Here is a 22,559-nt window from a genome sequence, read left to right as displayed (position 1 = left end):
GGGAAACCCCCGCCGCCCGGAATATCGGGCAGCGGGGGCTGGAGCGGTCTGTTCGTTCTACCTGTCGCGCCGCGAGGGGACAATGCGCGTTCCGGCCAGGCCGCCGACGATGCGGACCGCATCTTCAAGCCTGCCGATGCCGGCCCTTTTGCCCGTGGCCTCGGCGAATTCAACGGCGGCATGGACCTTGGGGCCCATGGATCCCGCCGGGTAATCGCTTGGGGACAGTTCGTCCGGGCTCACTTCCGCTATGGGTTCGGCCTGCGGCGTACCGAAATTCCGGTACACCGCCTCGACGTCCGTGAGCATGAGCAGCATGTCCGCGCCGAGCTGACGGGCGAGCAGGGCGCTGGCCAGATCCTTGTCGATGACGGCCTCGACCCCGGCCAGCCCGCCGTCGGGCAGGGGGATGACGGGAATGCCGCCTCCGCCTGCGCAGATCACGATGACGCCTTGGCGAATGAGGTAGGCCAGCACCTCCGTCTCCAGAATTTCCAGGGGCGGGGGCGAGGCCACCACACGCCGCCAGCGGTCGTTGTCCGGGGCCACGGTCCAGCCTCGTTCCGCGGCCAGATGCTTGGCTTCGGCCTCGTCGTAGACCGGGCCGATGGGTTTGGTCGGATGCCCGAAAGCGGGATCGGCCGGATCAACCCTGACTTGCGTCAGAAGGGTGGTGATGAGCCTGCCGGGCAGGGCGTTGCCCAGTTCCTGTTGCAGCACGTAGCCGATCATGCCCGCGCTCTCGGCGTCCAGGACGTCGAGTGGGAAGGGCGCCTCGGGGGTGGCGGCGGCCTGGAGAGCCAGCAGGCCGACCTGCGGCCCGTTGCCGTGGGTGATGACGAGCGCGTGGCCCGCCTTGGCCAGTTCGGCCAGGACCCCGGCCGCGCGGCGCACGTTGGCCCGCTGATTCTTGCCGGTCATGGGCTCCCCGCGTCGCAGAAGCGCGTTGCCGCCCAATGCGGCGACGATCAACACCGTCAACTCCCCAATGTCGCCACCAAGAGCGACTTGATGGAGTGCATGCGGTTCTCGGCCTCGTCGAAGACAATGGAGGCCGGTCCCTCGAAGACCTCCTCGGTCACTTCCATGCAGTCGATGCCGTAGTCGCGCAGCACGCGGGCGCCGATCTCGGTGTCGGCGTTGTGGAAGGCGGGCAGGCAGTGCATGAACTTGGTGAACGGGTTGCCCGTGGCGGCCAGAAGGTCCGCGGTGACGCGGTAGGGCGTGAGCAGCCGGATGCGTTCGGCCCAGGCGGATTCCTCCTCGCCCATGGAGAGCCAGACGTCGGTGTATATGAAGTCCGCATCCCGGACCGCAGCGACCGGATCGTCCGAGATGTCGAAGTGCGCGCCGGTTTCCCCGGCCATCTCCCGGATTTTCGAGAGGAAGTCGTCGTCTGGCCAGAGCTCGCGCGGTGAGGCGATGCGCATATCCATGCCCACCCGGGCCGCGCCGATGGCCAGGGAACGGGCCACGTTGTCGCGGCCTTCTCCCGTGAAGGTCAGGGTGATGTCCGACAGGTGTTTATGGGTGAATTCCCGCATGGTCATGAAGTCGGCCAGGATTTGAGTGGGGTGGGTTTCGTCGGTCAGGCCGTTGAAGACCGGGACGCCGGAGTGGCGGGCCAGAGTTTCGGCCTGCTGTTGGGAGAACCCCCGGTACTCGATGGCGTCGTACATGCGGCCGAGGACGCGGGCAGTGTCCTTCATCGTCTCCTTGTGGCCGATGTGGCTGCCCGCCGGGCCGATGTAGGTAACGTGGGCGCCTTGGTCATGGGCCGCCACCTCGAATCCAGAGCGGGTGCGGGTGGAGTCCTTTTCGAAGATCAGGGCGATGTTCTTGCCGCTCAACCGGGGCACCTCGGTGCCGGTGAGTTTGGCGGTCTTCAGGTCTGCGGCGAGCCGCAGCAGATACCGGATCTCGTCCGGGGTGAAGTCGGCCAGCGTCAGGACGCTTCGGCCGTGTAGATTGACAGGCATGTTGTTCTCCTTTCCTTTAGATGGCGTCCCGCGCCACCGGGCAGGTCATGCAGTGGCCGCCGCCCCGGCCCCGGCTCAATTCCGCGCTCTCGATGGTCACGACCTCGACGCCAGCTCGGCGCAGCAGGGTGTTGGTGTAGACATTGCGGTCGTAGCCGATGACCACGCCCGGCTCCAGGGCGACCACGTTGTTGCCGTCGTCCCATTGCTCGCGTTCGGCCTCGAAGGAGTCGCCGCCCGTTGCCACGATGCGCAACTTCTTGATGCCCAGCGCCTCGGCCACGACCTCGGCGAAGCGGCGTTTTTCCTCCACCACGTCCAGGGATTTTCCCCCCTCGCCGGGCCGGATGGAGAAGGTGCGGATGCGGTCCACCACCGGCGGATACATGGTCGCCAGATCGTGGTCGCAGAAGGTAAAGACCGTGTCGAGGTGCATGAAGGAACGGTCGCGCGGCATGAGCGCGGCGATGACGCGTTGCGCTTGGCCCGCGGCGAAGAGGTTGCGCGCCAGACTGCCCACGGCCTGGGGGGTGGAGCGCTCGCCCATGCCGACCAGAACCACGCCGTCGCCCACGGGCATCACGTCGCCGCCTTCGAGGCTGACGCACATGCCTTGGTTGTCCGGCGAGACAAAGGGGAAGTCCTCGGCTTTGAAGCGCGGATGGAAGCGGTAGACGGCCTCCACGTTGGCGGCCTCGGGGCGTCGGGCTGGCCAGTACATGGGGCTTACCGACACTGCGCCGTAGATCCAGCAGGAAGAGTCGCGGGTGAATAGCTGGTTGGGCAGGGGAGGCAGGACGAAGTCCTGGGGCAACATGGCTTGCCCCGTCAAGCCCGTGGGCTCGAAGGGCAATTCGCCTCGGGCGATGCCGCCGATCAGGTACTCGGACAGTTGCTCGCCCGGCATCCCTTCGAGCCATTCGCGTAGCAGGGGGGCCATTTCATACCCTACAATCGAGGGGGCGATGCGCCGGTCCAGCAGCCATTCGCGGGCCCCGGGTACGGCCATGGTCTGCGCGAGCAGCTCCCCGAAGAGGTGCACCGTCACGTTCCGTTCGCGCAGGGTGTCCACAAAGATGTCGTGTTCCTGGCGGGCTCGCTTGACCCAGAGCACGTCGTCGAAGAGCAGGTCCTTGCAATTATCCGGCGTCAAGCGGCGCAGACTCAGGTCGGGGCGATGCACGATGACCTCGCGCAGTCTTCCGGTTTCGGAAAATACACCGAGTTTTGTCATGATATATATCCTCGTGTTGAATGTTGTCTGCGAATTAAAGCGCGCTGACCGCGCCCGTCCACATCTCGTATCCGGCGTATATGGCGATCAGCGCCAGCGCTGCCGCCAACACCGCCTCCCAGGGCCGGAACACGCGGCGGCCGTGTTCGCGGCGCGCCCATATGTAGATGAGGATGCCCGGCGCATAGAGCACCGCGCACATGAACAGGTAGGACATGCCCGCCGCGTAGACGAGCCAGATGCCGTAGATTGTGGCCACGACGCCGCCGATCAGGGGGCGGATGCGCGGCTCGTCGGCCCGATAGTTTTCGCCGGTAATGGCCAGCTTGGCCGCATAGGCGCCCGAGAAGATGTAGGGCACCAGGATCATGCTCGACGCGATGTAGAACAAAGCCTGGTAGGTGCTGTGGGCAAAGAACGTGAGGATCAGGAAGGCCTGCACCAGCAGGTTGGTGACGGTCAGGGAGTGGACTGGGACCTTGCGGGCGCTCTCGCGGCCGAAGAAGAGCGGCATGGTGCCGTCCTTGCCCGCCACGTGGGGCACCTCGGCCGCGAGCATGGTCCAGCTCAGGAAGGCCCCGGCCACGGAGACGACCAGGGCGAGGTTGATCAGGACCGCGCCCCAGGAGCCGACCACTATTTCCATGACGCCCGCCATGGACGGATTCTTCATGGCCGCCAATTCCGGCTGCGTGACGATGCCGAGGGACAGCAGCGAGATCAACGCGTACAGGATGATGCACGTAAAGAAGCCAAGGACCGTGGCGGTGGCCACGTCCTTGCGCCTTTCGGCGCGGGCCGAGTATACGGATGCGCCCTCAATGCCGATGAAGACCCACAGGGTGACGAGCATGGTGCTGCGTACCTGATCCAGCAGGGAGCCGAGATCCATGTTGCCCTTGCCCGTGAAATCGAGGGTGAAAATGTCGTACTTGAAGGTGACGAGCACAACTACGACGAAGAGCACTATGGGCAGGATTTTTGCCACGGTGACGATGGTGTTGATCACTGCCGCCTCTCTGGTGCCGCGCAGGATCAGCAGGTGGACCAGCCAGAGCAGTATTGATGCGCCGAGGATGGCTTGCCATGTATTCCCGTCGCCGAAGACCGGGAAGAAGTAGGACAGCGCACTGAACACGATGACCACATAGGAGACGTTGCCCACCCAGGCGCTGATCCAGTACCCCCAGGCGCTGTTGAAGCCGATGAACGGGCCGAAGCCCGCCCGGGCGTAAGCATATGGTCCCGCGTCGAGTTCCGGTTTGCGTTGGGAGAGCGACTGATAGACGAACACCAGGGCCAACATGCCCACGCCGGTGATGAGCCAGCCCAGCAGGATGGCCAGGGGGCCTGCGCCTGCCGCCATGTTTTGGGGCAGGCTGAACACGCCCGACCCGACCATTGAACCGATAACAAGTGCGGCCAGTGCGCCGAGGCGTAGCTTATCAGATCGCTTTTCTCCAGTAATCTCCGGGTCTTGATTTGACATTTTGTTCCTCCTCATGTGCCTGAGAATAGCAAAATTTTATTTCATTCCTATCAATTCACTACTCGCATGGTAAATAGAGTCAATAATGCAGTGTGGTATTTTTAAAAATAAATTATGGTCTTTTTTCCTTGTTGCATTATGTGGTTATGAGAAATATTATTAAAAGTTGCATCATAACTATTGGATTCATGGTGGGAATGAATATCATACTGAATCGGGATTGAATGTGACGCCGATATGGAGCAATAGTAACTTGTTGCAGTTTGACGTTGAGGATGTCGTTTTGCTTGCTGTCGTCGGAAGTTTGGACAGGCTATTTGCCGGAGGGGGGCGAAGACGGTTTGGATGCCGCGGGCAAAGGAAGCCTCACGAAGCGGCGGGCGGGGATGGGGCGTGATGGCTCAGCCTCCGTCATGATGGAGGAGGGAAGAATCGGCTCTCTGAGAGAGGAATGCCCGGGAACGGGTTCAAGCCGCCCTCCGGGCACCTGTCATGCGGTGGGACGACGTCCCCATGGTCTGGAGCCGTCGCAGGATAAGGGCTTCCGGCGCAAGTCGCTGCGGGGGCTTTCCCCGGCGGCGGAACGCCCTACTGTCGCGGCGGGGCGTCCTCGGCGGGGGCGGCGGCGAGGGCGTCGGCCACGGCGGCGGACAACTGGCTCATCTCGAACGGCTTCATGAGCACTGCGGCCACGGTTTGGCCCTGATTCCGGACCATATCCAGAGAGGCGGCGAACCCGGTACAGAGGATGGCGGGGAGGTCCGGCCGGATATCATGGAAGGCCTGGATCAGCTTGTCGCCGGTCATGTGCGGCATTGTCTGGTCCGTCACCAGCAGATCGAAGGCCGTGGGATCGTCGCGGAACAACCTCAGGGCCGCGCGGCAGTCAGTCACGCCTTCCACCGTGTACCCGAGGTCCGTCAGCATTTGGCTGCCCACATCGACCACGTCCGTCTCGTCGTCCACGAAAAGGATTCGTCCCTGACCGGGGACCGCGCCTGGACGAGGTCTCTCGACGTCCCGGGGCGCGCTTTCGACTTCCGGCAGGTAAAGATTGAAGGTCGTGCCGGAGCCGACACGGCTTTTCACGTCGATGCCGCCGCCCATGCCGATGATCGTGCCGTGTACCATGGACAGGCCGAGGCCCGTGCCCTTGCTCTGGGGTTTCGTCGTGAAGAACGGATCGAAGATGCGGCTCATGGCCGTTTCCGGAATTCCCTCCCCCGTATCGGCCACGGAAAGTTGCAGGTAGGTCCCGGGCGCAAGGCGTCCGCTGGTTATGATCGTCGGCTCGGAAAATCGGGTACGGGTCAGCTTCAGCGTCAAGTCGCCGCCGTTCGCCTGCATGGCGTAGGCCGCATTGGTGCCGAGATTGGTGATGGCTTGGTGTATCTGGCCCGCATCGCCCATGATGGAGGCGGCGTCGACCTCCAGTTCCGAGTGCAGTTCGATGGTGGATGGCAGGGAGACCCGCAAAAAACCCAGCACTTCGTTCAGCAGGGCCACCATGTCCACACGGTTTTTCGAAGGTTCCCGTCGGCGGCTGAACACCAGGATTTGATTGACCATTTCACGGGCGCGCAGTGCGGCGGCGCGGATGCGCTGCATGTTGGAGTTGCCCCGGGAACCTTCCTCCAGCGTGGGCAGGGCCAATTCCGCATAGCCGAGAATGGCCGCGAGAATGTTGTTGAAGTCGTGGGCGATGCCGCCGGCCAGGGTGCCGAGTTCCTCAAGCTTCTGGCTTTGCCGCAACTGCTTCTCCATGCGCAGACGTTCGGTGATGTCGCGGGCGACCTCCACATAGCCGGTCATGACCCCGGCGTCGTCGTAAATGGGCGAGATGCTTTGATCCACTTCGTAGTTGCGGCCGGATTTGTGGCGGTAGGTCGTCTGCCCCCGCCAGACCTCCCCCCGTTCCAGGGTTGCCCAGATGTCGTGGTAAAAGGTGGATTCGTGCCGGTCGCTGCGGATCATGGAGACATGCGCGTCGCACAACTCGTCGGCGGTATAGCCGCTCATGCGGCTGAAGGACGGGTTGACGTATTCCATGATTCCGTTCGTGTCGATGATGAAGATGCCGTCCTGCGACTGTTCGATGGCGGCCAGCAGGCGCAGGCGTTCGTTGAGCTGCTTTTTCAGTTCCAGGGTGCTGGTGTGGACGCGCTTGTGCAGGGTGCGGTTCCAGGAAATGATGGAGCCGATGAACAGCAGGATGGCCAGCACGCCGCCTCCGAGGTAGGCCCAGAACCGTTTGTTCGCCAGCAGGAAAGACAGGTAGTGCTGGTCCAGCGTGACCCATTTGCGGTAGATGCCGTCGTGTTCGGCCTTGGTGATGGAATCCAGTCCCTTTTGCACGATGGAACTCAACAGGGGCCAGTCGGAGCGTGTGGCGACGCGATTGAAGAGATGATAGTCCGTGTGCCCGGCTACGCGGAGATTGGTGATGCCTTTGCCCTCAATGTAATAACTGGCCTGGGGCAGGGAGATGATGGTGGCGTCGATCTCGTCGAAGGAAACGTGCAGCAGGGCCGCGAGATAATTATAGACCGGCTGGATGTGTATTTTGGGATAATATTTCCGGACATAGTCGATGACCGCGTTGCTTTTGGGCAGGGCCAGGTCCATGTTCGCCATGTCTTCGAGGCGCAGATACCGTTTGAAGTTCTTGTTCACCAGGATGACGGTGGGCATTTCCAGATAGGGACGGCTGAACCGCATGTATTTGATGGACGCGGGATTGGCCCAGAAGGCGGCGATCATGTCCACTTCGCGGTCTTCGGCTTTTTTCAGGAGATTTTTGAGGTTGGTGGTTTCCACCACCTGGAACGTGATGTCCAGCCGATCGGCGAGCAGGTGCATGTAGTCGGCGATCATGCCCTTGTACTCGGCCTTGCCGCCAAAGTATTCGAGGGGCCGGGTGGAAGGCGTGACCCCCAGGCGGATTACCCGGTGTCCGGCGAGCCAAGCGCGTTCTTCGGCGGTCAGGGGCAGGCCGTCTCCGCTGTTGGGACGCAGCAGCAGGAAGAGGCCGAGACCGAGCAGCAGCACGGCTCCGGCGGCAACGCCCCAAGTAATGCGGCGGCTTTCGAAGATGCGGGAAAAAAGGCTCATGTCTGCCCCCTGATGGCCGTTCCGGGCGTTTCGGATGCGTTGAACGATTCCTGCCGCCTATAGAACGGACCGTGCTCCGGCGCAAGTTTTACCGTCGTTTTCGCGGGAAAAGCGATACTTTTTCGAGTAAAACGGCAATGGAAGCGCGCGCCTCGACAAGTTGTCCGAAATGGGACATATCTGCGGCGAACAGTATGCCGGAAAACGGGGGAGCATGTCATGGCGACCATTCTCGTGCTGGACGACGACCCGGATATCAGCACTATCATCACGCAACTCGCCGAGGATGCGGGGCACACGGCCTTCAGCGCGGCGTCCATTGCCGAGGGGCTGAAACGTCTTGATGAAATTCAGGCGGACCTCGTTTTTCTCGATGTCCGTCTACCGGACGGCAGCGGTCTCGACGCCTTGCCCGAAGTCCGGAAGGCCCCTTCCGCGCCGGACGTGATCATCATCACCGGACTGGGCGATCCCGACGGCGCCGAGCTGGCCATTCAAAACGGCGCCTGGGACTACATAGAGAAAACCAGTACGCTCAAGCAGATCATCTTTTCCATGGGACGGGCGCTGCAATACCGGGAGAATCGTTGCCGGTCCGCCCTGGATTTTTTGCGCCGCGACGACTTGATCGGCAACGGCCGCGCCTTGCAGACGGTGCTGGAAAACATTCGCGTGGCCTCCGCGGGCGATGCCGGAGTGTTGCTGACGGGAGAGACCGGCACGGGCAAAGAGGTCGTGGCCCGGACCATCCACGACAACAGCCCCCGCGCCAAAGGGCGTTTCGTGGTGCTCGACTGCGCCTCGCTTCCCGCCAGTCTTGCCGAGGGCGAGCTCTTCGGCCACGTCAAGGGGTCCTATACCGGAGCGGATTCGTCCCGCACCGGCCTTGTGGGGCAGGCCGACGGCGGCACGCTTTTTCTTGACGAGGTCGGCGAGTTGCCTCTCGCCGTGCAGGCCACCTTCTTGCGCGTGCTCCAGGAAAAGCGTTTTCGTCCGGTGGGCGGCACGCACGAGTCCGCCAGCGATTTCCGGCTTATCGCCGCCACCAATCGGAATCTCGAAGAAATGTGCGAGCAGGGCCTTTTCCGCAACGACCTGTATTACCGCATCAAGTCTTGCGCCATACGCCTCCCCGCCCTACGTGAACGGCTGGAGGACATCCCCGAAATAGCCCGGTTTCATCTCGCCCGCCTGTGCGCCAAATACGGAAAGGAACTGCGCGAGCCGTCCGAGAGTTTCCTTAACACGCTCATGAACTACGACTGGCCGGGCAACATCCGGGAGCTGGTGCAGACGTTGGAGCGAACCATCATGCGCGTGAGAGAGGAAGCGGTCTTGTATCCCGAGCATCTGCCCGTGGATATCCGGGCCAAGGCGGTGCGCCGTGCCGTGGGGTTGCACGAGAATCGCGAAGAGATTTCCTCGGCAACGCCTAAGGCGGAAGATCCGTGTTGCGGCGGCGAATTGGACCAGGATCCGTTGCCGCCCTTCAAGGAATATCGCAAATCCTGCCTGGACCGCGTGGAGCGCGCCTACCTCGAACGCCTGATGCGGGCCACGGGGGGCAGCATCAAGGAGGCTTGCGCGCTTTCGGGCCTGTCGCGCACTCGACTGTACGTGCTCATGAAGGAGCACGGCGTCAGCAAGTGAGCCTTTTCGGCCTGTCCCGAAAAACGAAACAATCCTGCTTTAGGGGACATCCGTCCCGTTTTTGTGAACACATTCCCTGGGATACACGCTGCCCTTTTCATGATGGCGAAGGGGCGTTTTTCGCTTATCATGCAGAAATATAAAACATTCTCTCCATGTGGCACAGTACGTGTTTAATCCGGGGCATGTTTCGGCGCACCGGACGCCGGGACATGGAAGAGGACGCCCCGCATCACTCGGGGAACAACAAGCAAGTTTTCAAGACGAGAGAAGGACTACCATGAAACGCATCATCGCATTGCTGCTGTGTCTCTGTGCCGGGTTCGCCCTTGCCGCCTGCGGCGGAGGGGAACAGGAGGGCGCCAAGGCGGCCAACAAGCCGATCATTATCAAGCTGGCCACTCAACATCCCATCGAACATATGGCTCACAAGGCCGCCGAGCGCATCAAGGCTCGCGTCGCGAAGGAAACTGAAGGCCGCATAGAGGTCAAGATCTACCCCGCGAACCAGCTCGGCGACGCTTCCCAGGTTTACGAGGAAGTCATTCGCGGCTCCATCGACGCTGCGCATATCACCGTCCCCGAGTCCTTTGACGCGCGCCTCGGTGCGGGCTTCCTGCCCTACATCGCCCGCGACTACGACCAGATCCGTAAGATTTTCGACAAGAACGCCTTCCTGCCCAAGGAAATGGCCAAGATGCACGATAAGCTCGGCGTCAAGTTCTTCTCCTATTTCGGCGAAGGTTTCATCGGTGTGGGCAGCGTGGTGCCTCTTGAAAACGTGACCGAACCCGGCAAGGAAAAGGGCATCATGCTCCGCGTCCCCGGACTGGACGTGTTCAAGTTCGGTGCCGAGGAACTGGGCTTCCGCACCTCCTCCCTGCCGTATGCCGACACCTATTCCGCCCTCCAGACCGGCGTGGTCAAGGGTTGGCTCGGCGGTCCCCCGAACCTGAACTACCTCGGCTTCCGCGACGTCATCAAGTACTACTACCAGTACAACGTGAACTTCGAGTCCACCCAGTATGTCATGAACAAGAAGAAGTTCATGTCTCTCTCCGAAAGCGACCGCAAGATCGTCGAGGACGCGTTCGTGGACGAAGGGCAGCAGTCCTTCCTCATGGCCGAGAGCGAAGACCAGATGTACCGCAAGAAGCTTGAGGAAGCGGGCGTCAAGGTCACCGTGCTGACCACCCAGGAACTCGAAAACTGCGCCGCCTACGTGCGCGATCATGCCTGGAAGCGTCTTGAGGCGAACCTCACTCCCGAACTCCTGAACGGCATCAAGGCCTCGTACTAGCGATAAGCCACCGGAGCCGCCCCGGGCTCCGGCACGATCTGTCCATACCTCTGGGGCGCGGTGGGGGATGTCCTTTCGGGACACCTCCCCCCCCGCCGCGCCCCGGCTCTTTTCCGACCATCGAATTATTTGCAAGGGGGATTCCATGCAACCCATTGAAATAGCCCCGCGTCTTCCGTTGTGGAATTTTCTGGGCAAGTTCCAGAAATCTGTCATGGCGGTCACCAGCATTCTCATCGTGGGGATGATCTGCTACGCGGTTGTCGCTCGGTACGTGTTCGGCTCGGATTTTTACGGTTCCGAGGAATTGATTCAGATGTTGGCTTTCTGGCTCTACTTCATGGGCGCTGCGCAAGGCAGCCGGGAAAAGAGCCAGATCTCCGCCGATATCCTGACCTGCTACATCTCCAATGAAAAATTGTGCCGGGCGATGCACCTGATAAAGGATTTCCTGACGGCCACCATCTGCCTGCTGGTCACGGTCTGGGCCGTCAAGTTCGTGGCCTGGAGCTTTGTCATGATGCCCCGGTCGGCGGTTTTCAAACTGCCCATGGTCATTCCGCACAGCGCCGTCGCCCTCGGGTTCATTTTGATGTCGCTGTACCACGTCACCTATTTCGTCCAGGACATCATGTCGTTTCATCGCGAACACATCTCCGACGGTACGATGAAAAACGGAGGAGAAGCTTAAATGAGTATGACCATCGCCATCGCCATCGCCCTGCTGATTTTCACCCTGTTTATCGGCGTTCCCATTCCGTTCGCCTTCTTCAGTTCGGCGGCGTATCTCATTTATTCCGGCGGCTACGATCCTGGATTCCTGCTGCCCTATGGTTTCGCCAAGATGAGTTCCATCGTGCTGCTGACCATCCCCCTGTTCATCATGGCCGGAGGCGTCATGGACCGGGGCGGCATCGGCGACCGGCTCGTGGACGTGGTCGATACCGTCGCCGGTCGCATCCGCGGCGGCCTGGGCGTGGTCATGGTCGTGACCTGCGCCATCTTCGGCGCGGTGTCCGGCTCTTCCTCGGCCACGGTGTCCTGCATCGGTTCCATCATGATGCCCAGGCTCAAGAAAGCCGGGTATCCCGTGGGTCACGCCGCGGCCCTGCTGGCCAACTCCGGCGTGTTGGGCATCCTGATCCCGCCGTCCATGCTCATGATTCTGTACGCCTGGATGGGCAACCAGTCCGTGCTGGCCTGTTTCCTGTCCGCTTTCGTGCCGGGCATCATCGTGACGGTGCTCCTCAGCGTGGTGAACATTTTCCTGCTGCGCAACAACAAGAGCATCGAGGTGGGCGAGCACATGGACCTGGCCACCACCACCCGGATGTTCGCCAGCAAGAGCGCCAAGGCTTCGCCCGCACTGATGATGCCCGTCATCATCCTCGGCGGTATCTACGGCGGCATCATGACCCCGACGGAGGCGGCGGCCGTGGCCGTGATCTACGCCATCCCCGTGGCCATGTTCTTCTATCGGGGCCTCAAGTTGAAGAACCTCATGGAGACCCTCATTGAGTCCGCCACCACCACCGGCGTCATCATGGCCATGATGTTTGCGGTTATGATCCTCTCCAGGCTCTACATTATGGAAAACCTGCCCGAGCAGATCATGACCGCGTTGACTTCCATTTCCGAGAATCGGGTCGTCATCCTGCTGATGGTCAACGTGTTCTTGTTGATCATGGGCATGCTCATGGACGATGTCTCCGGCATCTTGCTGGGCACTCCCATCCTGCTGCCCCTGGTGACGCAGATTGGCGTGGATCCGATTCATTTCGCGGCCATCATGGGCGTGAACCTGGGCATGGGCAATGTCACTCCGCCCACCGCGCCGCTGTTGTACCTTTCGGGACGCATTTCCGGGGCGCAAGTAACGGAAATGCTCAGGCCGACCCTGTACTTGCTCCTGTTTGCGTGGTTGCCCACGCTGTTGCTGACCACCTTCGTCCCGGAGGTCTCCCTCGGTCTCGTCAACCTGCTCATGAAGTAGGAGAAACATCATGGAAAGTATAAGGGAACTGTACAGAATCGGAGTGGGGCCTTCCTCGTCCCACACCATGGGGCCCAAAAAGGCCGCTGAAACGTTTCTGGCGCGGCATCCGGCCGCCGCTGGTTTCCGGGTTACGCTCTTCGGCTCTCTCGCCGCCACCGGCAAGGGGCATCTGACGGACCTGGCCGTGCTGAACGTCCTTGGCGAGGCGCGGACCGAGGTGATCTGGAAACCCGAGGTGGAATTGCCGTTGCACCCCAACGGGTTGCAATTCGAGGCGCTGGGAACGGACGGTTCCCTGATCGATTCATGGCAGGCCTATTCCGTGGGAGGCGGCGCGGTGCGTGGCGCGGGTGATGACGAGCAGCCGCCGGTTGAGGTCTACGACCTGCCGGACATGACGTCCATCATGGTCATGTGTGAAAAGACCGGCACCACGTATTGGCAATATGTGGAACGCTGCGAGGGCCCTGAGATATGGACCTTTCTGGCCGAAGTCTGGGCGACCATGACTGCCGCGGTGGAGAAGGGCCTTTCCACGCAAGGGGTGCTGCCCGGCAGCATCGGCCTTAAGCGCCAAGCCTGGAGCTACTTCAAAAAGGCCCGGCATTGCGGCCCGGACATCCAGCAGACCGGCAAGGTCACAGCCTACGCCCTTGCCGTGGCCGAGGAAAATGCGGGGGGCGGTACCATTGTCACCGCGCCGACGTGCGGCGCATCGGGCATCGTCCCGGCCGCGCTCTATTACCTGCGTGAAACGCAGGAACTCACCGAACAGGAAATCCTGCATGCGTTGGCCACGGCCGGGCTGGTGGGGAACATCATCAAGCGGAACGGTTCCATCTCCGGTGCCGAAGTCGGCTGCCAGGGCGAGGTCGGTTCGGCTTGCGCCATGGCGGCGGCCGCCGCGACCCAGACCATGGGCGGTTCGGTCCGCCAGATCGAATACGCGGCCGAGATGGGGCTGGAGCACCATCTCGGGCTGACCTGCGATCCGGTGGACGGTTTGGTGCAGATTCCCTGCATCGAGCGAAACGCCTGCTCCGCCGTCCGGGCCATCAATCGCGCCCAGATGGCCTTCCTCTCGGACGGGACGCACCGCATCCCCTTCGACGAAGTGGTCCAGGTCATGACCCAGACGGGGCACGATCTGCCGAACCTGTATCGCGAGACGTCCTTCGGGGGGTTGGCCAAGGCCTATGGTGAACGCATGAAAAAAATAAACCGGGGCAGCGGCTGCTGAGCCGCTGCCCGTGTGCGGACGCGGCGGGCGCGACCTCCCGTCGCGCTCGCATGTTTCGATCCGTGAAACGAGGAGGCCCCATGAGCGGCAAGACAATCGAACCAGCCAGTATTTTCAACGACGTCATCGGACCGGTCATGACCGGCCCCTCCAGTTCGCATACCGCGGGCCCCGCCCGCATCGGCAAGGCCGTGCGCCTGTTGGCCGGGGAACCGCCCCGCCGGGTGCGCATCGTATTCAAGAAAGGCGGTTCCTATCCGGGCACCTACAACCGCCAGGGATCGGACAAGGGCTTTGTCGGCGGGTTGCTCGGCTTCGATCCCGACCACGAACGGCTCGGCAAGTCCCTGGATATTGCCGCCGGGCAGGGGATCGACGTTTCCTTTGAAGTGGAGCCCTTGGACCACCCCCATCCCAATACCGCGCGGATTCACGTTTGTGGCGCATCCGGGCGTGAGCACGTATTCCTGACTCTTTCCACCGGCGGCGGCATGTTTGAAATCGTGGCTATGGACGGGCACGCCGTTTCCGTTACCGGCGTGTTCCACGAGGTCATGATTTTCGGTCCGAACGGCGGCGCGCTCGACGGGTTGGCCGCTCTGGCTTCGGGCGCCGGGGGGCGGGTGGTGCGGGATCGCGACGATCAAGGCTGCTTCATGCAGTTGACGTTCGACCGGTCTATCCCGGAAACCGTTCTCGACGAGGTGTCCCGGTTGGAAAGGGACGAGTGTTGCACGGCCACGCGCATGGACCCCATTTTGCCCGTTGCCGGAAAATTTACGTATACGCTGCCGTTCACTACGGCAGCCGAAGCCGTGCGGCATGCCGATCCCATCTGGACGACTCCGGCGGACCTCGCTCTTGAATACGAGCACGCCAGGAGCGGCCTGGAGCCGGACGAAATTATCTCCCGCATGGTGGACATCGTGCGGACCATGCGGCGCGCGGCCGCCAACGGCCTGGCCGACGACCTGCCTGTTTCCGGCTACATGGCCCCCAAGGCGGCGTCCATGGCCCGGGCTGCCGCCGGGACGGACCTCGCCGATCTCGGGATCATGCGGCGCGGCATGCTCATCGCTACGGCCATCATGGAGTACAACAGCGCCGGCGGCATTGTGGTCGCCGCCCCCACGGCGGGGTCCTGCGGCGTGTTGCCCGCAGTGGTGTTGTCCATGGCGGAGACCTCGGACATTACCGAGGAGGAGCAGGCGCGCGCGCTGCTCGCCGCCGGGCTGGTGGGCGTGTTCATCGCGCATCAGGCCACGTTCGCGGCCGAGGTCTGCGCTTGTCAGGCCGAGGTGGGCGCGGCCACGGCCATGGCGGCGGCCGCCACCGTCCAGCTTTTGGGCGGCAATGCCCAGCAGGCCTTCGATGCCGCCGGATTGGCGCTGCAGAACGTGCTGGGCCTTGTGTGCGATCCCGTGGCCGGGCTGGTGGCGATTCCGTGCATCAACCGCAATTCCATGGGCGCAGCCAATGCCGTTGTCTCGGCCAACATGGTCCTGTGCGGTTTCGACCCGATCATCCCTCTGGACGAAGTCATCGTCGCCATGCGCGAGATCGGCGGCCTGTTGCCGTCGGAACTTCGCTGCACCAACCGGGGTGGCTTGTGCCTCACGCCCACGGCGCTCCGGCTATCCGATTCGCTTCTTTGAGAAACCTCCGCCTCTGAAGGCCCCGTCGCGATATTCGTCGCGGCGGGGCCTTCGCTTTTTCGGCAATGTGGCGTCACGGCGCGGCCCGCGTCATTGGGGCCGTATCCCATACAGCAGGACGTAGAGCATGGGCACGACGAACAGGGTCAGGACCGTGGCAAAGGCCAGACCGGACATGACCGTGACGGACATGGCCGAGAAGAAGGCGTCCATGACCAGGGGGATCATGCCGAGAATGGTCGTAGCCGCCGCCATGAACACGGGCCGGATGCGGCTGACCGCGGCGTCCAGGATCGCCCCGTAGGGCGGTTTGCCGGAATCCAGTTCCAGTTTGATCTGATCCAGCAACACCACGGCGTTCTTGATGAGCATCCCCGAAAGGCTGAGGAAGCCGAGCAGGGCCATGAACCCGAAGGGCTCGCCCGTGGCCAGCAGGCCCGTGGTGACGCCGATGACGGCCAGGGGCACGGTGAGCCAGATGATCAGCGGGTTGCGCAGGTTGTTGAAGAGCATGATGGTAATCAACACCATGATGACGGCGGGCAGGACCACCGCGTGCGCCAGGCCGGTCTGGGCGTCGCTCGCGTCTTCATGTTCGCCGCCCCATTCCATGGCGTATCCGGGCGGCAGTTGGATTTCTTCCATCTTCGGCCGCAACCGGGCGACCAGCGCCGAGGGCAGGCCCTCCCGGGGTTCGCAGGAGGCCGTTACGGTGAGCAGGCGGTTTTGCGTCCGAAGCTGGCCGAATTCCATTTCGGTCTTGTAGCCGGAAACCACTTCCTCGATGGGCAGCATCCGTTTCGCTGTGGGGCTGTATATCTGCACGTTGCCGATCTCCTCCAGGGCGCTTCTTTCCCGGCGGGGCGGGCGGACGACGATGGGGAGCAGCTTGTCGCCCTCGCGGTAGACGCCGACCTGGGATCCGGAGAAGTACATCTGGAGCGTGTTTGCCAAGGCTGGCCGGGTGATGCCCGCGATCTTGGCCTGGGCTTCGGAAAGGACCGGCTTGAAGACCTTGATCTCTTGCCGCCAGTCGTCGCGGATGGACTCCGCGTTCCCCGTGGCTTCCATGATCGCTTGGGCCTGGATCGACAGGCGGCGCAGCGTGGCGCTGTCCGGACCGCTGAAGCGCACCTCTATCGAGGCGTCCCGTCCCGGCCCGAGACGGAATTTCTTCAGCTTGGGTTCCGCGTCGGGATACTCGGCCGCCAGCTTGTCCTTGCAGTCCTTGATGATCGCGTCTATTTGGGCGGGATCGTTCACCTCGACCAGCAGCAACCCGTACGCGGTGTTGGGCTTTTCCGGCGAGTAGGTCAGGATGAACCTGGGCCCGCCTTCGCCGACGAATGTGGTCACGGACTTGATGCGCTCATCCTGCATGATTTCCGATTCGATTCCTCCGAGCTCCTCGGAGGTGGCGCGGATGTCGGTTCCCTGGGGGAGCCAGTAGTGGATGAAGAACCTCGGCTGCGTCGAACTCGGGAAGAAGCTTTGCTGTACGAACCCGAAGGCGAAGATCGAGGCGGCCAGAAGGACGCCCAGCATCATCAGCACGCCCTTTGCGTGGCGCATGCAGTAATCGAGCATTTCCCGGTAGATCTGGTATATGCGTCCGGCATAGGGGTCCCCGTCGGCATTGACCGTGGGCCGCAGGAACATGTCGCAGGCGAGCGGGGTGATGGTCACGGCCGTGAGCCAGCTCATCATCAGCGAGATGCTGAGGACGACGAACAGGGAGCGGCAGTATTCCCCGACCTTGTCCTGACTCAGCCCGATTCCCGCAAAGGCCATGATCGCGATGATGGTGGCCCCGAGCAGCGGCCACTTGTTGCGGTCCACGACCTCCATGGCGGCCGCCATGCGGTTCATGCCCTGCTGATAGCGTATGAGCAGCCCCTCGACGATGACGATGGCGTTGTCCACGAGCATGCCCAGGGCGATGATCAGCGCACCCAGCGAAATCCTTTCCAGGGCGACCCCGGCGAGTTGGATGAAGATGAACGAGCCGCAGATCGTGATGAGCAGGATCATTCCGATAAGCAGGCCGCTCTGCAACCCCATGAAGAGGAGGAGGACCACGATGACGATGACGATGGCCTCGCCGAGGTTCAGCGCGAACGAGCTCACGGCCTCGTCAACGCGCGTGGGCTGGTAGTAGATGGGCGTGACCTCCATGCCCACAGGCGTCTGGGAGGCGAGGGATTCGAGCTTTGCCCGGATGGCTTCCCCCAGGTCGATGATGTTGCCTGTAGGCGCCATGGAAATGCCGAGGCCGACCGCGGGTCGCCCATTGAAGCGCATTATCCGGGCCGGGGGATTGGTGAACCCGCGCCGGATTTCGGCCAAGTCCCTGAGCGGGACAAGGTTGTTGTTCGTGGCGTCCTTGATTAGCAGGTCCCCGAGCGCCTCCACCGAAACGACGGAGCCGGTCGGGGAGATCCCGACGTGTTCCCGCCCGACCCGGACGCTGCCCGAAGGCGTCACAAGATTGCGTTGGCCCAGGGTGTCGAACATGGACTCCATGGACGGGCCTATGCGGCTCATTCGGGCGCGCGGGGTTTCCACGTAGACGTTTTCCGTCCACTTGCCCCAGACGGTTACCTTGGCGACGTTGTTCACCAAGAGCAGCTGCTTTCTCAGAAAGTCGGCGTAGTCCTGGATGTCCTGCCGGGAATAGCCGTCGCCCGTCACGGACAGAAGGATGCCGTAGACGTCGCCGAAGTCGTCGATCACCTGCGACGGCCCCGCTCCGGGGGGGAGCTGCCCCTGCACGTCGTTCACCTTCCGCCGCAATTCGTCCCAGACCTGGGGGAGCGAATGCTTGTCGTACTTGTCCTGTATCTCGACCGTGACGATGGAGTGGCCCCAATTGTTGAGCGAGGTGACCTTCTTCAGTTGGCCGAGTTGCTGCGCCGCGCCTTCGATGACGTCCGTGACCTCGTCCGCCACTTCGGCGGGCGTCGCCCCGGGATAGGCGGTTACGATCAGCGCCTGCTTGATGGTGAATTCCGGGTCCTCAAGGCGCGGCATTTCGAGGAAGGCGACGATGCCGCCCAGCAGCAGGGCCAGGGTCAGGGTAACGGAGACAGTCTTTTTGCGGAGAACGGTTTCAGCGAGGTTCATTCCCGGCCTCCGATCTTGCCTTTGAGCACCCGGACCTTCATGCCCTCGTGCAGGAAACTGCTCCCGGCGGTGATCACGGTTTCACCCTGGGCGAGACCCGCCTCGACGACAAAGGCGCCATCGGCTAGGCGGCCCAGCTTCACCTCGCGCCTGGTGACCGTCCCCTCGGCGGAGATGATCCATATGTTCTTCGCGCCGTCCGGTTCGCCGACGACGGCGGAGATGGGAACGGATATCTCCGCATCGGCCGCATCGGCCGGCATGGTCATGAAGACTTCGGCCGTCATGCCCGGCTGAACGCGGAACGCCCCGGGATTCTCCATGCCCAGCGTGACCTGGTATGTCTGGGTCTCCGAGTTGGCCTTCGTCTGGTACTCCTTCAACACGAGGGGGAAACTCTCCCCCGGGTAGGATTCGAACGCGGCCCGCGCTTTCAGGGCGAGCCCCCCGCTGTCGCTGCGCCGGGTGGCCTTGATCCAGACCGCTTCGGGGATGTTCACGATCACGTCGAGGGAGGACACGTCCTCGCATTGGGCGATGGGCTCCTTGGCCTGGACGAATTCATGGTTGTCCACATGCTTGACGGCGATGATGCCGGAAAATGGCGCTTTCAGATTTGTGTATTGAAGGTTGAGGTGCGCGCGGCGTATGTCCTGCTCCAGCGAGCGGACGCTGGCCAGGCTGGTCTCATACGCGCTCTGCGCGGTGTCGAAGACGGACTGGGCGATGATCTTTTCCGTGAGAAGCTGACGCTTGCGCCGGAGGTCCAGGGTCGCTTCCGTCAGGACCGATTTCGCGCCGAGCAGCTTCGCCTCCAGGTCGGCGATGGCGGCCTGGTAATCCCGCTGGTCCAGTTGCGCGATGAGTTGTCCTTCCCGCACGCTGTCGCCTTCCTTCACATCCAGCCGGACAATCTGCCCGGATATGCGGAAGGCGAGGCCCGCCTTTTTCGCCGCTCGCACCTTGCCGGGGAAGTAGCGGGTTTCGGGCATGACGTTCCTGTCGATGCGGTAGGCCCTCACGGGGCGAATAATCTCCTTCCCGGGCTGCTCTTCGCGGCAGCCTCCCGTCAGGAGAAGCAAGAACGAAAGAAGGGCGATGATTCGTTTCATGAAACGTTCCTCGATGGAATATAATCAATCGTTTGATTAATTGAAGATTAAAAAAAGGGGGACTGCGTCGGATGATGGCCTTGCCTGTCTCCCGCAGCCCCGGTGTTTCGAGTTGTTGTCTTGCCGGTCGGCTATTGCCTTTGAACGGGCCGTTTGCCGCGCCGCCGGGTCGGCTGTGGCCGTTATCGCGCCATCAGCGCGAATGCGCCCCATCCGAGGTACTCGCGGGTGTACGCGGCGTAGCGTTTCGGCTCCGAAGTCAGTTGAGCCCGAACTTCGGCCGAGAAGTCGTCATCGGGATTGGCTTCGAGCCATCGGCGCATGGTCAGCCATTTGGCCGCTTCGTATCTGTCCCAGCCGTCTTGATCGGCCAGAACCATTTCTACGACGTCGTAGCCGAGGTCGGCGAAGGACGTGAGCAGTTCCGGAAGGGGCAGAAAGTCGGAGATGGATCCGGCGAGGCACCCCCGGGCGATATCTTCCGTGGGCGGCAACCGCAGCCAATAGGGCTCGCCGATGAGGATGATCCCGCCGGGGCGGAGACTCTTCTCCAGCAGTTCAATGGTGCCCGCGATTCCGCCGCCGATCCACGTGGCGCCGAGGCAGGCCGCCAGATCGACCTTTTCGTCGGCGACATAGCCGACGGCGTCGTTATGGATGAATTCGACCCGGTCGGCGACCCCGAGTTCCTCGGCGCGCTGTTTTGCCTGCCCGGAAAACAGGCTGCTCATGTCGATGCCGACGCCGGTGGTTCCGTGATCGCGCGCCCAGGTGCACAGCATTTCGCCTGAACCGCTGCCGAGGTCGAGCACGCGGGCGCCCGGTTCCAGGCGCAATGCCGCGCCAAGGGTGGCGAGCTTTTCCGGGGTGAACGGGTTATGGATGCGGTGGGCGCTTTCCGTAATGGTGAAGATGCGTGGGATATCCATTGTGCGGGTTCCTTTTCTTGCGTTGCGGGATGGCCTGGATACGTTCTGGGTTGACGGGGCGGTCATCGCGCCGCGGCCTGGACGTTTTGCGTTGCCATCTCGGTGTTCCGTAATCAACTTTGCATCCACAAGGGCCGGTTTGCAGCGGCCCGCGAAAATTATGCCCAGTAGCCGGGCAACCCCAGTTGCAGCATCAGGGTGATGGTTTCGACATAGGTCTCGGACGCGGCCTTTTGGTCGATGCAGTCGCCGCCGCCAAGCAGGTAGTCCGAAAAGATTAGCCCCAGGATGCCCGTCAGGACAATGGGCCGTCCCGATCCAGCGCGGGTGCCGGATATTTTGAATTTTGCGGCATTGGCGTAGAAGAATTCCCAGTTGGATTCGACCAACTCCGTGCGGAGGTCCTGAAGCTCCGCGGAGTCGCGATTGAGCTCCCGAAGCCCGACGAGATAAATGTTCCGGTTGGCCCTGGCGTTTTTGATGACTTTGCGAACGAAGATGGAGCACAGTTCAGTGGTGTCCCGGGCCTGTTCGACGGCCTGCCGGATCTCGAAGCTCAACAGTTGCTTGAAGCGAATGAAAATCTCGCGCAGCAGGCCTGTCTTATTGCCGAAATAATAGGAAATCATGGCGCTGTTCGCGTCGGCCTTCTGGGCGATCTCGCGAATGCCGACGCTGTCGTAGGTCCCCTTGGCGAAAAGCTCGGCTCCGGCCAGAAAGATGCGTTCTTTGTTCGTCATAGGCAGAACTGTTAATCAAGCGATTAAATCCCGTCAAGGGAAAATAACCGCAACGCGGGGCGAAGAGCCCGCCGGGCGCGGGGTCACCAGGTCTTCTTCCTGCCGAAGAAGGGGGAGCCGCGCAGCCAATCGGCGGTTTGTTCCGGGACGCCTTGTTGCGCGCCGTTCTCCAGGAGGAGCAACGTCGCGCGGGCCATGAGCAGGTACCCCGCCTCCAACCCCAGGGCGTTGGCTCCAAGCAGGAGGCTGCTCTGGACGGCGTCGGCCATCTGCCGGATGACGGGGTGGTTTTCTATGAGAGTCAGGGCGTTGCCGGACAGGTTGCTTTGCAGGCAGCGGTCCGCGTCTACCGAGTTCCAGCCCCGGCAGGCCAGGGGGCGGGCGGGATAGACCGAGCAGCCGCCGTTTTCCAGAAACAGGCAGGGAAGACGGTGCCGGGCCATGCCGATGTCTTGCCAGCTTTTGCCTTTCAGTCTTTCCGCCAGGGCGCGCGTCCGGGCTTCCAGGTCCCGGAGTTCCCGCGCGTCGCGCGTTTCCAGTAGATGTCGGCCCAGGTACAGGGCTTCCGGCTCGGTCAGGGCCACCTGGTTGTAGCAGCAGTGGATGCACCCCTGGTGGCAGGCCAGCGGCGGGTCCGGGGCCAGTTCCTCCAGCATGGCGTCGAGCCGGGCGTAGGCGTCGTGAACGGCCTGGTGGAGCGCCTCGGTTCGTGAGACCTCGGCCGCGTCGTCCGCCGGGCGCAGGACCGCGACGAAGGCCGTCATGCCGTCTTCGGCTATGCGGGCGGCGAGTGCGTCCCGCGCCTGGCCGGAAGGTTGCCCGCGACCCGTCGTACCCGCGCGCGCGGCGCGTTTGGGGCGGCGTTTTCCACCCGGCTTGGAACGGGAACGAGCGGCCATGAAACACCTCGAACAGACAAGGGAGGTTGACGGGGATCCACTGATGCCATCATTCCGGCCAGAGGTGCCTTTTTGTCAAGCGTTTGTTCGCGTGCGGCCGGG

16 protein-coding genes are annotated in these 22,559 nt (G+C 62.5%); 6 read left to right on the top strand and 10 right to left on the bottom strand.

Going from position 1 to position 22,559, the window contains the following annotated elements; all coding sequences use genetic code 11:
* Positions 1-57: 57 nt before the first annotated feature.
* The 5 genes from arcC to J0909_RS03655 form a co-directional block, all read right to left on the bottom strand.
* Positions 58-975, bottom strand: coding sequence for a carbamate kinase (gene arcC, locus J0909_RS03675; protein ID WP_207260554.1), 918 nt, complete (start codon positions 973-975; stop codon positions 58-60).
* Between the two features lie 2 nt (positions 976-977).
* Positions 978-1,979: an ornithine carbamoyltransferase gene (gene argF, locus J0909_RS03670; protein WP_207260552.1), complete on the bottom strand. Its 1,002-nt coding sequence runs from the start codon at positions 1,977-1,979 to the stop codon at positions 978-980.
* Between the two features lie 16 nt (positions 1,980-1,995).
* The gene (locus tag J0909_RS03665) at positions 1,996-3,213 is read right to left on the bottom strand and encodes an arginine deiminase (protein WP_286181736.1); all 1,218 of its coding nucleotides are present in this window, start codon (positions 3,211-3,213) and stop codon (positions 1,996-1,998) included.
* A gap of 34 nt (positions 3,214-3,247) precedes the next feature.
* Complete coding sequence (arcD, locus tag J0909_RS03660) at positions 3,248-4,702, bottom strand: arginine-ornithine antiporter (protein WP_207260551.1); 1,455 nt, start codon at positions 4,700-4,702, stop codon at positions 3,248-3,250.
* Positions 4,703-5,290: 588 nt separating this feature from the next.
* Positions 5,291-7,813 carry a PAS domain S-box protein gene (locus tag J0909_RS03655; RefSeq protein WP_207260549.1) on the bottom strand — a complete coding sequence of 841 codons (2,523 nt, stop codon included), beginning with the start codon at positions 7,811-7,813 and terminating at the stop codon, positions 5,291-5,293.
* 219 nt (positions 7,814-8,032) lie between these two features.
* Here J0909_RS03655 and J0909_RS03650 point away from each other — a divergent pair, with 219 nt between their 5' ends.
* From J0909_RS03650 to J0909_RS03625, 6 genes are all read left to right on the top strand, one after another.
* A complete protein-coding gene (locus J0909_RS03650) occupies positions 8,033-9,463 on the top strand; it encodes a sigma-54-dependent transcriptional regulator (RefSeq protein ID WP_207260547.1) in 1,431 nt (476 codons plus the stop codon).
* Between the two features lie 280 nt (positions 9,464-9,743).
* Positions 9,744-10,763 carry a TRAP transporter substrate-binding protein DctP gene (gene dctP, locus J0909_RS03645; protein ID WP_207260546.1) on the top strand — a complete coding sequence of 340 codons (1,020 nt, stop codon included), beginning with the start codon at positions 9,744-9,746 and terminating at the stop codon, positions 10,761-10,763.
* Between the two features lie 145 nt (positions 10,764-10,908).
* Positions 10,909-11,454, top strand: coding sequence for a TRAP transporter small permease (locus J0909_RS03640; protein WP_207260545.1), 546 nt, complete (start codon positions 10,909-10,911; stop codon positions 11,452-11,454).
* The gene (locus J0909_RS03635) at positions 11,455-12,756 is read left to right on the top strand and encodes a TRAP transporter large permease (RefSeq protein WP_207260544.1); all 1,302 of its coding nucleotides are present in this window, start codon (positions 11,455-11,457) and stop codon (positions 12,754-12,756) included. It abuts the gene before it with no gap.
* 10 nt (positions 12,757-12,766) lie between these two features.
* The gene (locus tag J0909_RS03630) at positions 12,767-13,999 is read left to right on the top strand and encodes an L-serine ammonia-lyase, iron-sulfur-dependent, subunit alpha (RefSeq protein WP_207260543.1); all 1,233 of its coding nucleotides are present in this window, start codon (positions 12,767-12,769) and stop codon (positions 13,997-13,999) included.
* Positions 14,000-14,079: 80 nt separating this feature from the next.
* Positions 14,080-15,654: an L-serine ammonia-lyase, iron-sulfur-dependent, subunit alpha gene (locus tag J0909_RS03625; protein ID WP_207260542.1), complete on the top strand. Its 1,575-nt coding sequence runs from the start codon at positions 14,080-14,082 to the stop codon at positions 15,652-15,654.
* Positions 15,655-15,744: 90 nt separating this feature from the next.
* On the opposite strand, the gene J0909_RS03620 is transcribed toward J0909_RS03625, so the two are convergent.
* The 5 genes from J0909_RS03620 to J0909_RS03600 form a co-directional block, all read right to left on the bottom strand.
* Positions 15,745-18,777 carry an efflux RND transporter permease subunit gene (locus tag J0909_RS03620; RefSeq protein WP_207260541.1) on the bottom strand — a complete coding sequence of 1,011 codons (3,033 nt, stop codon included), beginning with the start codon at positions 18,775-18,777 and terminating at the stop codon, positions 15,745-15,747.
* Complete coding sequence (locus J0909_RS03615; RefSeq protein WP_207260539.1) at positions 18,774-19,889, bottom strand: efflux RND transporter periplasmic adaptor subunit; 1,116 nt, start codon at positions 19,887-19,889, stop codon at positions 18,774-18,776. The genes J0909_RS03620 and J0909_RS03615 overlap by 4 nt, the downstream gene beginning before the upstream one ends.
* A 182-nt stretch (positions 19,890-20,071) precedes the next feature.
* Positions 20,072-20,818 (bottom strand): SAM-dependent methyltransferase, encoded by a 747-nt coding sequence (locus J0909_RS03610; protein ID WP_207260537.1) that lies wholly within the window; start codon positions 20,816-20,818, stop codon positions 20,072-20,074.
* Between the two features lie 158 nt (positions 20,819-20,976).
* Positions 20,977-21,558, bottom strand: coding sequence for a TetR family transcriptional regulator (locus tag J0909_RS03605; protein WP_207260535.1), 582 nt, complete (start codon positions 21,556-21,558; stop codon positions 20,977-20,979).
* Positions 21,559-21,641: 83 nt separating this feature from the next.
* Positions 21,642-22,457, bottom strand: a complete 816-nt coding sequence (locus J0909_RS03600) for a YkgJ family cysteine cluster protein (RefSeq protein ID WP_207260533.1) — start codon at positions 22,455-22,457, stop codon at positions 21,642-21,644.
* Between the last annotated feature and the right edge of the window lie 102 nt (positions 22,458-22,559).

The sequence above is a fragment of the Desulfovibrio sp. Huiquan2017 genome (assembly GCF_017351175.1).
Classification (GTDB): domain Bacteria; phylum Desulfobacterota; class Desulfovibrionia; order Desulfovibrionales; family Desulfovibrionaceae; genus Pseudodesulfovibrio.
This window is presented reverse-complemented; position numbering and strand designations above follow the sequence as displayed.

Excerpts from the sequence above, each read along its gene's own strand:
- J0909_RS03600 (WP_207260533.1), bottom strand. The coding sequence starts at position 22,457 with ATGGCCGCTCGTTCCCGTTCCAAGCCGGGTGGAAAACGCCGCCCCAAA.
- J0909_RS03640 (WP_207260545.1), top strand. The coding sequence starts at position 10,909 with ATGCAACCCATTGAAATAGCCCCGCGTCTTCCGTTGTGGAATTTTCTG.
- argF (WP_207260552.1), bottom strand. The coding sequence starts at position 1,979 with ATGCCTGTCAATCTACACGGCCGAAGCGTCCTGACGCTGGCCGACTTC.
- J0909_RS03635 (WP_207260544.1), top strand. The coding sequence starts at position 11,455 with ATGAGTATGACCATCGCCATCGCCATCGCCCTGCTGATTTTCACCCTG.
- J0909_RS03665 (WP_286181736.1), bottom strand. The coding sequence starts at position 3,213 with ATGACAAAACTCGGTGTATTTTCCGAAACCGGAAGACTGCGCGAGGTC.
- J0909_RS03605 (WP_207260535.1), bottom strand. The coding sequence starts at position 21,558 with ATGACGAACAAAGAACGCATCTTTCTGGCCGGAGCCGAGCTTTTCGCC.
- dctP (WP_207260546.1), top strand. The coding sequence starts at position 9,744 with ATGAAACGCATCATCGCATTGCTGCTGTGTCTCTGTGCCGGGTTCGCC.
- J0909_RS03625 (WP_207260542.1), top strand. The coding sequence starts at position 14,080 with ATGAGCGGCAAGACAATCGAACCAGCCAGTATTTTCAACGACGTCATC.
- J0909_RS03610 (WP_207260537.1), bottom strand. The coding sequence starts at position 20,818 with ATGGATATCCCACGCATCTTCACCATTACGGAAAGCGCCCACCGCATC.
- J0909_RS03630 (WP_207260543.1), top strand. The coding sequence starts at position 12,767 with ATGGAAAGTATAAGGGAACTGTACAGAATCGGAGTGGGGCCTTCCTCG.
- J0909_RS03650 (WP_207260547.1), top strand. The coding sequence starts at position 8,033 with ATGGCGACCATTCTCGTGCTGGACGACGACCCGGATATCAGCACTATC.
- J0909_RS03655 (WP_207260549.1), bottom strand. The coding sequence starts at position 7,813 with ATGAGCCTTTTTTCCCGCATCTTCGAAAGCCGCCGCATTACTTGGGGC.
- arcD (WP_207260551.1), bottom strand. The coding sequence starts at position 4,702 with ATGTCAAATCAAGACCCGGAGATTACTGGAGAAAAGCGATCTGATAAG.
- J0909_RS03615 (WP_207260539.1), bottom strand. The coding sequence starts at position 19,889 with ATGAAACGAATCATCGCCCTTCTTTCGTTCTTGCTTCTCCTGACGGGA.
- J0909_RS03620 (WP_207260541.1), bottom strand. The coding sequence starts at position 18,777 with ATGAACCTCGCTGAAACCGTTCTCCGCAAAAAGACTGTCTCCGTTACC.